Raw genomic sequence first — 16,136 nt, 5'->3', positions numbered from 1 at the left:
GCGGGGGGAGGCGAAGTCCTGCTGGAGGAGCGCACGGTGACGGGGCGAGCCCACGACGGCGGTCGGCGCGTGACCCGGCGGCAGCCGTACCGGAAGGAGCCGAGGAGCCTGCTGTACTGGAAGGAGCCGAGAGGCCCGCTGTACCGGATGGATGCGGAGCGCGCCGTATCCGATAAGTCCGGTGCCCGGTGGATACGAGGAGGGGCCGGGTGGGGACCGCCCGGATGGCCGGGCGGTCCTGGAGGGGCCGGTGGGGTCAGCTCTGGCGCTTGAAGATCTTGCTGCCGAGCCAGACCAGCGGGTCGTACTTGCGGTCGACCACGCGCTCCTTCAGCGGGATCAGCGCGTTGTCGGTGATCTTGATGTGTTCGGGGCAGACCTCGGTGCAGCACTTGGTGATGTTGCAGTAGCCGAGCCCGTGGTCCTTCTGCGCGGACTCCTTGCGGTCGGCCACGTCGTAGGGGTGCATGTCCAGCTCGGCGATCCGCATGAGGAAGCGCGGCCCGGAGAAGGCCGGCTTGTTCTCCTCGTGGTCACGGATGACGTGGCAGACGTTGTTGCACATGAAGCACTCGATGCACTTGCGGAACTCCTGCGAGCGCTCGACGTCGACCTGCTGCATCCGGTACTCGCCGGGGCGCACGTCGGCCGGCGGCGTGAACGACGGCACCTCCCTGGCCTTCTGGTAGTTGAACGACACGTCGCACACCAGGTCCTTGATGACGGGGAAGGTGCGCATCGGTGTGACCGTGATCGTCTCGTCCTCCTCGAAGGTGGACATGCGGGTCATACAGCCGAGCCTCGGCTTGCCGTTGATCTCCATGGAGCAGGAGCCGCACTTGCCGGCCTTGCAGTTCCAGCGCACGGCCAGGTCGGGCGCCTGGGTGGCCTGGAGCCGGTGGATGATGTCGAGGACGACCTCGCCCTCGTTGACCTCGACGGTGAAGTCCTCGAGCTTGCCCTCGCCGCCCTCACCGCGCCAGACGCGGAACTTCGCCTTGTAACTCATTCGATCCCGTCCAACTCGTCGTCGGTGAGGTACTTCTTCAGCTCGGCCAGGTCGAACAGGGCCAGCAGGTCGGGGCGCATCGGCTGCTGCTGCTTCTCCTCGACGGTGACGGACGAGCCGTCGGCGGCGGCGGAGCAGACCAGCAGCTTGCGCCGCCATTCGGCGTTCATGCCGGGGAAGTCGTCGCGGGTGTGGCCGCCGCGGCTCTCCTCGCGCATCAGCGCGGCCTTGGCCACGCACTCGGACACGAGCAGCATGTTGCGCAGGTCGAGCGCGAGGTGCCAGCCCGGGTTGTAGATGCGCCCGCCGGCCGCGCCGACGAGGTGGACCCGCTCCTTCAGCTTCTCCACGACCTCGAGCGCCTCGGCGACCTCCGAGGACGTCCTGATGATGCCGACCAGGTCGTTCATGGTCCGCTGGAGCTCGTGGTGGACCTCGTAGGGGTTCTCGCCGGAGCGCTCGAGCGGGGCGATCGCCTCGGCCTTGGCACTGTCGACGCTCTCCTGCGACACGGTGGGCCGCGCGCTCAGCGAGTCGATGTAGGCGGCGGCGCCGGCGCCCGCGCGCCTGCCGAACACCAGCAGGTCCGACAGCGAGTTGCCGCCCAGCCGGTTGGAGCCGTGCATGCCGCCGGAGACCTCTCCGGCGGCGAACAGTCCCGGTACGGCCGCGGCGGCGGTGTCGGCGTCGACCTCGACGCCGCCCATGATGTAGTGGCAGGTGGGGCCCACCTGCATCGGCTCGGCGGTGATGTCGACGTCGGCCAGCTCCTTGAACTGGTGGTGCATCGACGGCAGCCGCTTGACGATCTCGGCGGCGGGCAGCCGGGTGGAGACGTCGAGGAACACGCCGCCCTGCGGCGATCCGCGCCCCGCCTTCACCTCGGAGTTGATCGCCCTGGCCACCTCGTCACGCGGCAGCAGCTCCGGAGGGCGGCGGTTGTTGGCCTGGTCGGTGTACCAGCGGTCGCCCTCTTCCTCGGTGGTGGCGTACTTGTCCTTGAACACCTCGGGGATGTAGTTGAACATGAACCGCTCGCCGAGCGAGTTGCGCAGCACGCCGCCGTCGCCGCGGACCGACTCGGTGACCAGGATGCCGCGCACGGACGGCGGCCACACCATGCCGGTCGGGTGGAACTGGATGAACTCCATGTTGATGAGCTTGGCGCCGGCCAGGAGGGCCAGGGCGTGGCCGTCGCCGGTGTACTCCCAGGAGTTGGAGGTCACCACGTACGACTTGCCGATGCCGCCGGTGGCCAGCACGACGGCGGGGGCGTCGAAGACGACGAAGTTGCCGGTCTCGCGCCAGTAGCCGAACGCGCCGGAGACGGCGTCGCCGTCCTTGAGCAGCCGGGTGACCGTGCACTCGGCGAACACCTTGATGTAGGCCTCGTAGTCGCCGTGGTTCTCGTAGTCCTCCTGCTGCAGGGCGACCACGCGCTGCTGCAGGGTGCGGATCAGCTCCAGCCCCGTCCGGTCGCCCACGTGCGCGAGCCGCGGGTACTCGTGGCCGCCGAAGTTGCGCTGGCTGATCTTCCCGTCCTTGGTGCGGTCGAACAGCGCGCCCCACGCCTCCAGCTCCCACACCCGGTCGGGAGCCTCCTTGGCGTGCAGTTCGGCCATGCGCCAGTTGTTCAGGAACTTGCCGCCGCGCATGGTGTCGCGGAAGTGCACCATCCAGTTGTCGTCGGGGTTGACGTTGCCCATGGCCGCCGCCGCGCCACCCTCGGCCATGACCGTGTGGGCCTTGCCGAACAGCGACTTGCACACGATCGCGGTGCGCTTGCCCTGCTGGCGGGCCTCGATGGCGGCCCGCAGCCCCGCGCCGCCGGCGCCGATGACGACGACGTCGTATTCGTGACGCTCGATTTCCACTTGAGATCCCACGTGTTCCGGGTCCTTACGCGTACGGGAAGGTGATGATGCCCTTGGCCACGAGGCGGACGTAGAAGTCGGCGCCCATCACCGAGAACATCGACGCCCACGCCAGCGGCTGGTGCTTGGCGTTGAGCTTGGAGACGAACGTCCAGGCCTTGTAGCGCAGCGGGTGGCGAGAGAAGTGGTTGAGCCGTCCCGCGGTGATGTGCCGGCAGGAGTGGCACGACAGCGTGTACAGGTTGATCAGGATCGCGTTGCCGATGAGGATCCAGGTGCCGAGCCCGAGCGGCTTGTGGACGAGCGCGAGCACCGCGTCGTAGGCGAGTACGAGGCCGATCACGATCGCCGCGTAGAAGAAGTAGCGGTGGATGTTCTGGATGATCAGCGGGAAGCGGGTCTCACCGGTGTACTTGCCGTGCGGCTCCTGGACCGCGCATGCCGGCGGCGAGAGCCAGAACGAGCGGTAGTAGGACTTGCGGTAGTAGTAGCAGGTGAGCCGGAAGCCACCGGGCAGGCCGAGGATCAGCAGCCCCGGCGGCAGGGTGTACCAGTCGCCGAACGGCGCCAGCCCGAGGAACCTCGCCCCCTCGTGACACGAGGTCGCCAGGCACGGCGACGAGAATGGTGCGATGTAGGGCTCGACGAAGTAGCTGGTGTCGAGAATCGCCCACACACCGTAGACCAGAAAGGACATCAGCCCTAGAAAGGTCAAAAGCGGGGCGATCCACCATCGATCTGTGCGCAACGTGCGCACCGTGATTCGGGCGCGCTCTCGTCTGACCTGGGGTTCAGGGGTCGTCTGGGTCATCGCGGACCTCTCCACCTCCCGCGGAATGGGTGCTGCGAGGGTGGTGGAATCACTCGCCTCTCGCGCATTGGTGGGGGATACGTTACGACGCTGGCATCGGGTTGTGTGAGAAGCATCACTCACCTTTTCCGATGCCTGGCTGTGATTCCCGTCACCCATCCCCGTTAGGGGGCAGTTTAACCACGCTCACGAAGAACTCGTCGATCTGCCGGACGACCCTGACGAACTGATGAAGATCCACCGGCTTGGTCACGTACGCGTTGGCGTGGAGGCGGTAGCTGTGCAGGATGTCCTCCTCCGCCTCGGAGGTGGTGAGGACCACGACGGGAATGCTGCGCAGGTCGGGGTCGCTCTTGACGTCGGACAGCACCTCCCTGCCGTCCTTGCGGGGCAGGTTGAGGTCGAGCAGCATCATGTCGGGCCTGGGCGCGGCGGTGTAGGCGCCCTGCCGGCGCAGGAAGGCCATGGCCTCCTCGCCGTCGCTGACGACGTAGAGCGTGTTGCGCACCCGGTTGAGCTCGAACGCCTCCCTGGTCAGCAGGACGTCGCCGGGGTCGTCCTCGACCAGCAGCACGTTCATCACTCGCCCCTGCCCGGAAGGGTCCACCGCACGGTCGTGCCGGGGCCCTGCCTGGTGTCATTGTCCACCCAGATCCGGCCGCCGTGATACTCCACGATCTTCTTGCACAGTGCCAGCCCGATGCCGGTGCCCGGATAGCGGTCGCGGGTGTGGAGCCGCTGGAAGATCAGGAAGATCCGGTCGGCGTACTTCTGCTCGATGCCGATCCCGTTGTCGGCGCACGAGAACTCCCACATGCCGTCGGCGGCCTGACGGGCCGCGATGTGCACGACGGGCGGCTCGTCGCTCCGGAACTTGACGGCGTTGCCGACGAGGTTCTGGAAGAGCTGGGTGAGCTGGCTCCTGTTGCCCGTCACCTCGGGCAGGCCGGTGCAGGTCACCTCGGCGCCCGCCTCCTCGATCTGGGCGGCGAGGTTGGCCAGCGCGGCGTCGAGCGGCAGCGCGGCGTCGAGCGGCACCTTCTCGCCGCCGATCCTGCCCACCCTGGAGAAGTCCAGCAGGTCGTTGATGAGCAGCTGCATCCGCTTGGCGCCGTCGACGGCGAAGGAGATGTACTGCTTGGCCCGGTCGTCGAGCTGGTCGCCGTAGCGCTGCTCCAGCATCTGGGTGAAGCTGGCCACCTTGCGCAGCGGCTCCTGCAGGTCGTGGCTGGCCACGTAGGCGAACTGCTCCAGCTCGCCGTTGGAACGCCTCAGCTCCTCCGCCTGCTCGTCCGACCGCCGCCACTGGGACAGGATCCTGCGCCGCATCGCGTCGATGTGGCCCGACAGCTCCGCCAGCTCGGCGGGCCTGTCGACGCGCAGCGGGTGGTCGAAGTCGCCGTGGGCGACCGCGCGGACCTGCGCGGCCAGCTCGGTCACCGGGCGCAGCACCATGTGCCTGACGATCAAGCCGATCAGCACGAGCAGGCCGATCAGGACGGCGGCCAGCACGCCGAGGGCGAAGGCGAACGTCCTGGCCCGATCGGTCAGGCGCCCGACGCCGCTGTCATGGTGCAGCTTCAGGGCGGCGCGCTGGCCGGACAGCGCGAACCTCACCTGGTCGAACCTGCCCCGGTCGGCCTGGACGCTCTCCTTGGTCAAGGCTCTGCCCTTGAGAATCGGCTCGGCGACCTCCGCCCGCCAGGCCGCCGCGGCCCGCGTGATGCTGTCGATCCGATGTCCGGGCATCAGGCCGTTGATGCGCGCGACGGCCCTGTCCTCGCTCGCGCGGGCCCGCTCGTAGGCGTCGGCGTACTGCGGGTCGGCGGTCAGGCCGAAGTCGGTGACCGCCTCCCGCTGGCTCGCCAGCGCGCCGGCCAGGTCGAGGGTGGCCAGCATGGTCGGATCGACGACCTCGACCACCTCGTGGCGCGCGTCGGACAGCCGGCCGAGCGAGCTGACCGTCACCGTGGCGCCCGCGACGACGACGAGCAGCCCGACGATCGCGGCGAACAGGAACCAGCGCCCGATGGGCAGCCTGCCGTACCCCGTGGGCGGCTTCGGGGCGGGGAGCGGGCGCAGCGCGGACATGCGGCTCAGCCCTTCCTCGTGATCAGTACGGCTGCGAGGTCGTCGCTCAGTACCTCCCCGTTGATCTCGGTGACGCTCTCGATGAGGCGGTCGAGATCGATGCCGCCGTGGTCGGCGATGATCGCCAGCAGGCCCTCGGTGCCGAGCAGGTCGGGCCCGCCGTCCACGGTGGCCTCGATCAGCCCGTCGGTGTAGGCCAGCAGCGACCACGCGTCGCCGAGCGGCACGTCGATGGCCTTCCACTCCACGTCGGGGAAGATGCCGAGCGGCGGCCCCGAGGGGCCGCCCCTGACGACGTCGATCTCACCCCCTCGGATGAGCACGGGCGGCGGGTGGCCGACCAGGTGCATGGTCGCGCGGGCCAGGCCGGGGTCGATGGTGGCGGTGCAGAGGGTGGTGAAGATCTCGGGAGACTTGCGCTCGTGCCTGAGGACGGTGTCGAGCGTCTGGAGCGCGTCGTTGCCGTGCCGTCCCGCGAGCGTCAGCGTGCGCCAGGCGATGCGCAGCGCCACGCCCAGCGCGGCCTCGTCGGGCCCGTGTCCGCACACGTCGCCGACCACGGTGTGGATCGCCCCGTCGGGGCCCTGCACGGTGTCGAAGAAGTCGCCGGCCAGCAGCGAGCGCTGGCGTCCCGGGCGGTAGCGGGTCCGGTGCTCGACCGCGCCGGGCTCCAGCAGCGGCACCGGCAGCAGCCCGCGCTCCAGGCGGGTGTTCTCCCTGCGGATCAGCTCCGACTGGATGAGCCGCTGGTGGGCCAGGTCGGCGCGCTTGCGCTCGATGGCGTAGCGGATGGCCCTGGCCAGCAGGCGGGCGTCGATGTCCTGCTTGACCAGGTAGTCCTCGGCGCCCTCTGCGACGGCCGCGATGCCGACGTGCGCGTCGTTGAGGCCGGTCAGCACGACCACGGCCACGTCGGCCGCCATGGCCAGCACGTGGCGCAGCGCGTCCATGCCGGTGGCGTCGGGGAGGGAGAGATCGACAAGAACGCACTGGATGTCGCGGTTGAAGCGGTCCTTCGCTTCGGCCATGCTGCGCGCCCACGTGATCTTCGGCGGCTTCTCCACCTCCTGAAGCAGCTCCTCGACAAGGAACGCGTCGCCAGGGTCGTCCTCGATCAGCAGCAGGGGCGGCATTTCAGGAAGGCCGTGGGCTGTCACGTACACCTCTGATGAGCTCGACACCTTGGGGGAGTTCGCCGCCATGCTCCGCTTCGGCCAGGAAGAAGAGCAAAGTGGCACGGAAGGCCTGGGCGGCCCTGGTCTGTTCGACGTCCTTACGATGCGCCAGCGCGATCGTACGGCGCAGGCCGGGAGGGGCGAGGGGGATGCCGGTCAGGCCCGGCCTGCCGTCCAGCACCATGGAGGGCACCACCGCCACGCCCAAGCCGGCTTCGACGAAGCGCAGCACGGCGTCCATCTCGCCGCCCTCGACGGCGAACCGCGGCTCGAACCCCGCCTGCCGGCAGGCGGCCAGCGTGGCCTCCCGCAGGTCGTAGCCGCGCCTGAACATCACCATGGGACGCCCGCGCAGGTCCTCGATCCGCAGGTACGGCCGGCGGACCCGCTCGTGTGACGGCGCGGCGACGACCAGGTTCTCACGCAGGACCTCCTCCGTCACCAGGGCCGGGTCGTCGCTCTGCAACGGCATGATGATCACCGAGAGGTCGAGCTGCCCTCTGGCGAGCGCTCTGACCAGGTCGCGCGAGCCGCCCTCCTCCACGAGCAACTCGATGCCCGGATAAGCACGATGAAAACGAGCGAGCGCGTCGGCCAGCAGGCCCGCGCACAGCGACGGCGTGGCGCCGAGCCGTACGCGGCCTTTCCTGAGGCCGGCCAGCTCGGCCACCTCCTGGCGGGCGGTGTCGGCGTCGGCCAGCATCCGGCGCGCCAGCGGCAGCAGGGCCTCGCCCGCCGGGGTCAGCGTGACGTTGCCGCGCGCGCGGGAGAACAGCGGGGCGCCCAGCTCCGACTCCAGCGCCTTGATCTGCTTGCTCAGCGACGGCTGCGCCACACGCATGCGCTCGGCGGCCTGGGTGAAGTGCCTCGTCTCCGCCACCGCGACGAAGTAGGCGAGCTGCTGGAGCTGCACTTTCCACAGCGTAGGGGTTGTGAGATTGGTCGCACGGCAGCGGGTGCCAAGCGCCCCTCTGCCGGGCGTATAGCCTGAGGCTATCGAAACCAGAACTGTGATGACTTGGACGGATAAACGCAGCGTAAATAGCGTCGGACGTTGTGACAGCCACGATTGAGCGCGGATCCGCCACCGCGCCGGTTTCCACCCCCGCCAAGGCACCACAGCCACCGGCGAAGCCTTCAACGCCCAAGAAGACCGGCAGGTTCCTGGGCTCCTCGAACGGCAAGAAGGCCGTGATGGCCGTCACAGGCGCCATTCTCGTGCTGTTCCTGCTGCTCCACATGGTGGGCAACCTCAAGATCTTCCTGGGGAAGGCCTCCTTCGACGAGTACGCGCACTTCCTGCGCGTCATGGGCGAGCCGCTGGTGCCGTACCGGACGGTGCTGACGCTCACCGAGGCCGTCCTGTTCGTCAGTGTCGTCCTGCACATGTGGGCGGCCATCTCGCTGGCCAGGCGCGCGGCCAAGGCCCGCCCGGTGAAGTACGCGGTCAAGAAGTCGCAGGCCAAGGGCTACACCACGCACATCATGCGGTTCGGCGGCATCACGATCGCGCTGTTCGTCGTCTGGCACCTGCTCGACCTGACCTTCGGCGTCGTCAACCCGGCCGGTTTCTCCTCCGCCCCCTCCGAGCGGCTGGTCGACGGCTTCCAGCCCGGACGCTGGTGGGTGACCGTCTTCTACGTCGTGGCCGTCGTCATGGTGGGCCTCCACCTGCGCCACGGCCTGTGGAGCATGTTCCAGACGCTCGGCTGGTCGAACGGCCGCCGCCGCAAGCCGCTGAACACCGTGGCCGCCCTGGTCTCGGCCGTACTGGTCGCCGGCTTCCTCGCGGTGCCGTTCGCGGTCATGACAGGAGTGGTGAAGTGAAGTACACCGAGGGTCCCGAGATCAGGGACGCCAAGGCGCCCTCCGGGCCGATCGAGGAGCGCTGGGAGAAGCGGAAGTTCGGCGCCAAGCTGGTCAACCCGGCCAACAAGCGCAAGCTGAACGTCATCGTGGTCGGCACCGGCCTCGCGGGCGGCTCGGCCGCCGCGACGCTCGGCGAGCTCGGCTACAACGTCAAGTCCTTCTGCTACCAGGACTCGCCCAGGCGCGCGCACTCCATCGCCGCGCAGGGCGGCATCAACGCCGCCAAGAACTACCGCGGCGACGGCGACTCGATCTACCGGCTGTTCTACGACACGGTCAAGGGCGGCGACTTCCGCGCCCGCGAGTCCAACGTCTACCGGCTGGCCCAGGTGTCGGTGAACATCATCGACCAGGCCGTCGCGCAGGGCGTGCCGTTCGCCCGCGAGTACGGCGGGCTGCTCGACACCCGCTCCTTCGGCGGCGCGCAGGTCTCCCGCACCTTCTACGCCCGCGGGCAGACGGGCCAGCAGCTCCTGCTCGGCGCCTACCAGGCGCTGGAGCGGCAGGTCGCGGCGGGCACCGTGCAGATGTTCACCCGGCACGAGATGCTCGAGCTGATCGTCTCGGACGGCAAGGCGCGCGGCATCATCGTCCGCGACATGGTGACCGGCGAGATCGAACGCCACGTGGCCGACGCGGTCGTGCTGGCCACCGGCGGCTACGGCAACGTCTTCTACCTGTCGACGAACGCCAAGGGCTGCAACACCACCGCGATCTGGCGGGCGCACGAGCAGGGCGCCTACTTCGCCAACCCGTGCTACACGCAGATCCACCCCACCTGCATCCCGGTCTCCGGCGAGTACCAGTCGAAGCTGACGCTGATGTCGGAGTCGCTGCGCAACGACGGCCGCGTGTGGGTGCCGCTGGCCAAGGGCGACACGCGGGCTCCCGGGGAGATCCCCGAGGACGAGCGCGACTACTACCTGGAGCGGATCTACCCCGCCTTCGGCAACCTGGTGCCGCGTGACATCGCCTCCCGCGCCGCCAAGAACGTCTGCGACGAGGGTCGCGGCGTCGGCCCCGGCGGGCTGGGCGTCTACCTCGACTTCCGCGACGCGATCAACCGCCTCGGGCGCGACGCCGTCGGCAAGAAGTACGGCAACCTGTTCGAGATGTACGAGCGCATCACCGGCGAGAACCCCTACGACGTGCCGATGCGCATCTACCCCGCCGTCCACTACACGATGGGCGGCCTGTGGGTGGACTACGACCTGCAGTCCACCATCCCCGGCCTGTTCGTGATCGGTGAGGCCAACTTCTCCGACCACGGCGCCAACCGCCTGGGCGCGTCGGCGCTGATGCAGGGCCTGGCCGACGGGTACTTCGTGCTGCCGACCACCATCGGCGACTACCTGGCCGACGGCCCCTTCGGCGAGGTCGACGAGGAGGCCGTCGCCGAGGCCGAGATCAAGGTCCGCACGAAGATCGACAAGCTGCTGTCGATCAACGGCACCCGCACGCCCGACTCCTTCCACCGGGAGCTCGGCAAGATCATGTGGGACTACTGCGGCATGGAGCGCACCGAGGAGTCCCTGCGCAAGGCGCTGGAGCTGATCCCGTCGCTGCGCGAGGAGTTCTGGCGCAACGTCAAGGTCTCCGGCACCGCCGAGGAGCTCAACCAGGTGCTGGAGAAGGCCGGCCGGGTGGCCGACTTCTTCGACCTGGCCGAGCTCATGTGCCTCGACGCGCTGGTGCGCACCGAGTCGTGCGGCGGTCACTTCCGCGCCGAGTCGCAGGACGCCGACGGTGAGGCGCTGCGCGACGACGAGAACTTCGCGCACGTGTCGGCGTGGGAGCGCGGCCCCGACGGTCCGGTGCTGCACAAGGAACCGCTCGAGTACGAGTACGTCAAGATGAGCCAGCGGAGTTACAAGTGAACCTGACCCTCAAGGTCTGGCGCCAGAGCGGTCCCGGCGACGCTGGTCGGTTGGTGACCTACCAGGCCAAGGACGTCTCGCCCGACATGTCCTTCCTGGAGATGCTCGACGTCGTCAACGAGCAGCTGATCCTGTCGGGTGACGACCCGATCGCCTTCGACCACGACTGCCGCGAGGGCATCTGCGGCATGTGCGGCATGGTGATCAACGGCGTGGCGCACGGCGAGCAGGTCGCCACCACGACGTGCCAGCTGCACATGCGCCACTTCGAGGACGGCGCCACCATCACCATCGAGCCGTGGCGCGCCGCGCCGTTCCCCGTGGTGAAGGACCTGGTCGTCGACCGTTCGGCGTTCGACCGCATCATCCAGGCGGGCGGTTTCGTCTCCGTCCCGGCCGGCTCCGCCCCGGACGCGCACAGCCTGCCGGTGCGCAAGGAGGACGCCGACGCCGCCTTCGACGCGGCGACCTGCATCGGCTGCGGCGCGTGCGTGGCGGCCTGCCCGAACGGCTCGGCCTCCCTGTTCACCGCGGCGAAGATCACCCACCTGTCGCTGCTGCCGCAGGGCCAGCCCGAGCGCGTCAGCCGCGCCAGGGCCATGGTCGACCAGATGGACGCCGAGGGCTTCGGCGGCTGCACCAACACCGGCGAGTGCACGGCGGTCTGCCCGAAGGGCATCCCGCTGGACACCATCGCCAGGATGAACGCCGACTACCTGAAGGCCAACGCCAAGTAGCGCCGTCACCGCGGGCCGTACCTCCCTGGGCGGGGGTACGGCCCGCCGTGTTTCCCGCGGTACCGCTGTGACGGGTGGGCACGGAAAATGGTTTGCCTGGTCAGCCGGGCCTTTGTCAATCTTGACGGGCTATGCGCTCCCTACCCCAGGCCGATCCCGGCATCCCTGACTCACGCACGCCCACGCGCTACCTCCTCTGGACCGCGCGCAACCAGGCGGGCGCCCTTGCCGTCGGCATCGGCTTCGCCACCCTGTGGTGGTTCGCGCAGGCGCTCATGCCGCACGTGCTCGGCAGGGGCATCGACGCCGTCCTGGGCAAGGACTCCGGCGGGCTGGTGACCTGGTCGGCCGCGCTGCTCGGGCTGGGGCTCGTGCAGGCCTACGCCGGCATCATGCGCCACCGGCTCGCCGTCTACAACTGGCTGGCCGCCGCCTACCGCACCGTCCAGGTGACCACCAGGCAGGCGACCAGGCTGGGCGCCACGCTGCCCAAGCGCCTGTCGACCGGCGAGGTGGTCAGCGTCGGCAACTCCGACATCGCGCACATCGGCAACTCGATGGACATCCTGCTGCGCGGCACCGGCTCGATCGTGGCGATCGTCACGGTCACCGTGATCATGATCTCCACGTCGCTGGAGCTCGGCCTGCTGGTGCTCGTCGGCGTGCCGCTCATGGCGATCGCGGTGGGCCCGCTGCTCAAACCGCTGCACAAGCGCCAGCAGGCGCACAGGGAGCTCCAGGGCGAGCTGTCCACCAGGGCCGCCGACATCGTCGGGGGCCTGCGCGTGCTGCGCGGCATCGGCGGCGAGCAGGTCTTCGCCGAGCGCTACCGCGAGGAGTCCCAGCGGGTACGGCACGCCGGCGTGCGGGTGGCCGGTGTCGAGTCGGTCCTGGAGGGCGCGCAGATCCTGCTGCCGGGGCTGCTGATCGCGATCGTGACCGGCATCGGCGCCTCGTTCGCCGTCGGCGGGCAGATCAGGACCGGCCAGCTGGTCGAGTTCTACGTCTACGCGGTCTTCCTGATCGGCCCGATGCGCACGCTGACCGAGGCCGCCGACAAGCTCACCAAGGGCCACGTCGCCGCCCGCAGGGTCATCCGGATCCTGGCGATCGAACCCGAGGTGAGCGGCGGCGCCGAGTCCTCGCCCGGCGGCCTGCTCCACGACGTCAAGAGCGGCGTCACCGTCCGGCCCGGCACGCTGACCGCCATCGCGTCCGGCACGCCCGAGGACGCCATCGAGATCGCCGACCGCCTCGGCCGCTACACCGACGGCCAGGTCTCCTTCGGCGGCATCGACCTGGGCTCGCTCCCGCTGCGCGAGGTCCGCGCCAGGGTGCTGGTCGCCGACAACAACGCCAGGCTGTTCGCCGGCCGGCTGCGCGACGAGCTCGACGTCCGCGGTGACGCCTCCCCCGAGGCCGTACGGCAGGCGCTGCACGCCGCCTGCGCCGAGGACATCGTGGAGGCGCTCCCCGACGGCCTCGACGCCCACGTGGCGGAGGCGGGCCGGGAGTTCTCCGGCGGGCAGCAGCAGCGCCTGCGCCTGGCCAGGGCGCTGGTGACCGACCCCGAGGTGCTGATCCTGGTCGAGCCGACCAGCGCGGTCGACGCGCACAGCGAGGCGCGCATCGCCGACCGGCTGGCCAAGGCCAGGGCCGGCAAGACGACGCTGGTCTGCACGACCAGCCCGCTGGTGCTCGACCGCACCGAGCACGTGATCTACGTGGAAGGCGGCAGGGTGCGCGCCGAGGGCGCGCACCGGGAGCTGCTGGCCACCGAACCCGCCTACGCGGCGACCGTGACGAGAGGGGAGGACTGAGATGGCTCGGGAGATCCTGCCTGTCGCCGACCAGGCGCAGGTGCGCGCCTACGCCAGGCGGCTGACGCTGAAGTACCCGCGCGAGCTGACCGTCGCCCTCGCGCTGCACGCGCTGGCCGCCGCGGCCGGGCTCGCCGTGCCGTGGCAGCTCGGCGACCTCGTGGAGGACGTGCGGCGCGGCGCCGAGGTCGACGGCACGCTGGTGGCCGTCGGCATCGGAACGTTCCTGGTGCTGCAGTCGGTGCTGGTCCGCTTCGCGGTGCTGGCCTCCTCCAGGCTCGGCGAGAAGGTGCTGGCCGAGCTCAGGGAGGAGTTCGTCGAGCGGGTGCTGGCGCTGCCGCTGTCCACGGTGGAGCGGGCCGGTTCCGGCGACCTGATCACCCGGACCTCGCGCGACGTCGACTCGCTGTCGAGGACGGTGCGCCACGCGGTGCCCGAGACGCTGATCGCCCTCGTCACCGGGGCGATCACGATCGGTGCGATGCTGCTGGTCAGCCCGCTGCTCATGGTGCCGATGCTGCTGGCCGTACCGATCATCTGGATCTCGACCCGGTGGTACCTGAAGCGGGCGCGCGACGGGTACCTGCGCGAGAACGCCGCCTACGCCGACATGACCGAGGGCCTGGCCGAGACGGTCGAGGGCGCCAGGACGGTCGAGGCGCTCGGCCTGCAGGAGCGGCGCCACGCCCGCACCGACGGCGACATCGGGCGCTCGTGGGCGGCCGAGCGCTACACGCTCGGGCTGCGCACGGTGTGGTTCCCGGCCGTCGAGCTGGGCTACGTGATCCCCGTGGTGGCCGCGCTGCTGGTCGGCGGGCTGTTCTACATCAACGGGTGGGTGATGCTCGGTCAGGTCACCGCCGCGGTGCTCTACGCCCAGCAGCTCATCGACCCGCTCGACAGGTTCCTGATGTGGATCGACGAGCTGCAGGTCGGCGGGGCCGCGATGGCGCGCCTGCTGGGCGTGGCCAACGTGCCGGACGACCGTACGGCCGGGGCCGACACCCCCGACGGCGAGGACCTGGTGGCCGCCGACGTCCGCTACTCCTACCGCGAGGGCCACGACGTTCTGCACGGCGTCTCGCTGACGTTGCGGCCCGGCGAGCGCCTGGCCATGGTCGGCCCCTCGGGAGCGGGCAAGTCGACGCTGGGCAGGCTGCTGGCCGGCATCCACGGCCCCCGCACCGGCACGGTGACCGTCGGCGGCGTGCCGCTGGTCGACCTGCCGCTCGACGACCTGCGCGGGCACGTCGCCCTGGTGACCCAGGAGCACCACGTCTTCCGCGGCACGCTGCGCGACAACCTGCTGATCGCCAGGCCGTCGGCCTCGTCCGACGAGGTGCTCGGCGCGCTGCGGGCCGTCGACGCGATGGAGTGGGTCGAGTCGCTGCCCGACGGGCTCGACACGATGGTCGGCTCGGGCGGCACGTCGATCTCGCCCGCGCACGCCCAGCAGCTCGCGCTGGCGCGGCTGGTGCTGGCCGACCCGCACACGCTGGTGCTGGACGAGGCCACCTCGCTGATCGACCCGCGCGCCGCCAGGAACCTGGAGCGGTCGCTCGCGGCCGTCCTCGACGGCCGCACGGTGATCGCCATCGCGCACCGCCTCTACACCGCGCACGACGCCGACCGGGTGGCCGTGGTCGAGGACGGGCGTATCAGCGAGCTGGGCTCGCACGACGAACTGGTGGCAGAGGGCGGCTCCTACGCCGCCCTCTGGGCGAGCTGGCACGGCGCCCCGGCGCCGACCGCCCGCTGATCACTTCCAGAAACGCACCTCGGGGTAGGCGCGGGACGGGCCGTCGAGCAGCGGCTCGTCCCCGCCCCTCAGCTGCCGGTCCACGAAGGCGGCGACGTAGGCGCGGGTGATCCCGATCGCCCGCGTGCCCTCGATCGCGCTGCCCGGAAGGCCGAGCTGGGGCCGGAGAACCGCGTAGTCGACGAAGGCCGCGTGGTCGGTGCCCTCCACGGTGATCCACCGCTTCCAGCCCCCGAGATCGGCCCACGACTGCTTCCAGCTGGTGTCGCGGCCGTCCGGCACGTGCGCGGGGTTACCCGCCATCAGCACGGGCCTGTCCAGCTCCGCCACCACCGGGGCGAACGTGCCGTCCAGATTCGCCGCCGCCTTCACCCTTCGGTCGGCCAGCAGCAGCTGGACGGCGCTGTTGCCGCCCATCGAGTGGCCGACCGCGGCGATCCTCGACCGGTCGGCGAGCCCGCGCCCGATCAGCTCGTCGAGGACGAACCGCAGGTCGGCGACCCTGACGGCGGCGACCTTCGCGCCGTCCTGTCCCTTGACGCACGCCAGGCAGGTGGTGGTCCTGCCGTCGGGGAAGGTCGTGGCGACCGACTCGTAGGTGTGCTCGACCGCCGCCACCAGGTAGCCCCTGCTGGCCAGGTCCTCGGCCAGGGAGGTGAGGGTCGCCTTGGGCATGCTGAATCCGGGCGACATCAGCACCAGCGGCAGCCGCTTGTTCGGCGGGGGGCTCTGCCGGGCGTGCGTCCTGGTCTTCACCAGCGCGCCGGGCGGCACGTCGAAGCCCTTCAGCACGGCCGCCGACTCCTCCCCGGTCAGGTACGGCGCGGGCCGGCCGCCGGGCCGCGTGGCGGGGTACCAGAGCGAGACCATCAGCTCCCGCCGGTCGGCCTCGGGGTTCCACGGGTCGGGGCGCGCGGTGTCCACCAGGTGCAGGGTGGTCGTGCCGACGGGCCGGCCGCCGGTCGGTGCGGGCAGGGCGGTCCGCGTGCCGGTCGGTGCGGGGACGGCGGGCCGGGCGCCCTCGGCCCCTGCGGGGACGGCGCCGCTCGTGAGCGCGACCGCCGACAGGGCTGCGACAACAAGTGTTCTCCTCATGCGGGCCACTCTGGTCGGC

13 protein-coding genes are annotated in these 16,136 nt (G+C 70.3%); 5 read left to right on the top strand and 8 right to left on the bottom strand.

Annotated features, from left to right (window positions below; all coding sequences use genetic code 11):
• Positions 1-256: 256 nt before the first annotated feature.
• The 7 genes from ACWEVS_RS03340 to ACWEVS_RS03310 all read right to left on the bottom strand — a co-directional run bounded on the left by ACWEVS_RS03340 (position 257) and on the right by ACWEVS_RS03310 (position 7,873).
• Positions 257-1,009, bottom strand: a complete 753-nt coding sequence (locus ACWEVS_RS03340) for a succinate dehydrogenase/fumarate reductase iron-sulfur subunit (protein WP_354905780.1) — start codon at positions 1,007-1,009, stop codon at positions 257-259.
• Entirely contained in the window at positions 1,006-2,883 is a 1,878-nt protein-coding gene (locus ACWEVS_RS03335; RefSeq protein WP_449917847.1) for a fumarate reductase/succinate dehydrogenase flavoprotein subunit, read from the bottom strand. The genes ACWEVS_RS03340 and ACWEVS_RS03335 overlap by 4 nt, the downstream gene beginning before the upstream one ends.
• A 25-nt stretch (positions 2,884-2,908) precedes the next feature.
• Positions 2,909-3,694, bottom strand: coding sequence for a hypothetical protein (locus tag ACWEVS_RS03330; RefSeq protein WP_449917846.1), 786 nt, complete (start codon positions 3,692-3,694; stop codon positions 2,909-2,911).
• 151 nt (positions 3,695-3,845) lie between these two features.
• Complete coding sequence (locus ACWEVS_RS03325; RefSeq protein ID WP_449917844.1) at positions 3,846-4,274, bottom strand: response regulator; 429 nt, start codon at positions 4,272-4,274, stop codon at positions 3,846-3,848.
• Positions 4,274-5,785, bottom strand: a complete 1,512-nt coding sequence (locus ACWEVS_RS03320; RefSeq protein ID WP_452549692.1) for a sensor histidine kinase — start codon at positions 5,783-5,785, stop codon at positions 4,274-4,276. The genes ACWEVS_RS03325 and ACWEVS_RS03320 overlap by 1 nt, the downstream gene beginning before the upstream one ends.
• 5 nt (positions 5,786-5,790) lie before the next feature.
• Positions 5,791-6,918 carry a PP2C family protein-serine/threonine phosphatase gene (locus ACWEVS_RS03315; RefSeq protein WP_452415835.1) on the bottom strand — a complete coding sequence of 376 codons (1,128 nt, stop codon included), beginning with the start codon at positions 6,916-6,918 and terminating at the stop codon, positions 5,791-5,793.
• 1 nt (position 6,919) lies between these two features.
• Complete coding sequence (locus tag ACWEVS_RS03310) at positions 6,920-7,873, bottom strand: LysR family transcriptional regulator (RefSeq protein WP_449917835.1); 954 nt, start codon at positions 7,871-7,873, stop codon at positions 6,920-6,922.
• A 281-nt stretch (positions 7,874-8,154) separates the two neighbouring features.
• Between ACWEVS_RS03310 and ACWEVS_RS03305 the strand changes: the two genes are divergently transcribed.
• From ACWEVS_RS03305 to ACWEVS_RS03285, 5 genes are all read left to right on the top strand, one after another.
• On the top strand, positions 8,155-8,787 hold the full coding sequence (locus ACWEVS_RS03305) for a succinate dehydrogenase cytochrome b subunit (RefSeq protein WP_354905978.1): 633 nt from the start codon (positions 8,155-8,157) through the stop codon (positions 8,785-8,787).
• Positions 8,784-10,706: a fumarate reductase/succinate dehydrogenase flavoprotein subunit gene (locus ACWEVS_RS03300; protein ID WP_452549691.1), complete on the top strand. Its 1,923-nt coding sequence runs from the start codon at positions 8,784-8,786 to the stop codon at positions 10,704-10,706. The genes ACWEVS_RS03305 and ACWEVS_RS03300 overlap by 4 nt, the downstream gene beginning before the upstream one ends.
• Complete coding sequence (locus tag ACWEVS_RS03295; RefSeq protein WP_354905793.1) at positions 10,703-11,443, top strand: succinate dehydrogenase/fumarate reductase iron-sulfur subunit; 741 nt, start codon at positions 10,703-10,705, stop codon at positions 11,441-11,443. Before ACWEVS_RS03300 ends, ACWEVS_RS03295 begins: the two co-directional genes overlap by 4 nt.
• A gap of 131 nt (positions 11,444-11,574) precedes the next feature.
• On the top strand, positions 11,575-13,263 hold the full coding sequence (locus tag ACWEVS_RS03290) for an ABC transporter ATP-binding protein (RefSeq protein ID WP_449917828.1): 1,689 nt from the start codon (positions 11,575-11,577) through the stop codon (positions 13,261-13,263).
• Position 13,264: 1 nt separating this feature from the next.
• The gene (locus ACWEVS_RS03285; protein WP_449917826.1) at positions 13,265-15,022 is read left to right on the top strand and encodes an ABC transporter ATP-binding protein; all 1,758 of its coding nucleotides are present in this window, start codon (positions 13,265-13,267) and stop codon (positions 15,020-15,022) included.
• Here ACWEVS_RS03285 and ACWEVS_RS03280 read toward each other — a convergent pair whose 3' ends face one another.
• Positions 15,023-16,117, bottom strand: coding sequence for an alpha/beta hydrolase family protein (locus ACWEVS_RS03280; protein WP_452549689.1), 1,095 nt, complete (start codon positions 16,115-16,117; stop codon positions 15,023-15,025).
• Between the last annotated feature and the right edge of the window lie 19 nt (positions 16,118-16,136).

The sequence above is a fragment of the Nonomuraea sp. NPDC003754 genome (assembly GCF_053605785.1).
This window is presented reverse-complemented; position numbering and strand designations above follow the sequence as displayed.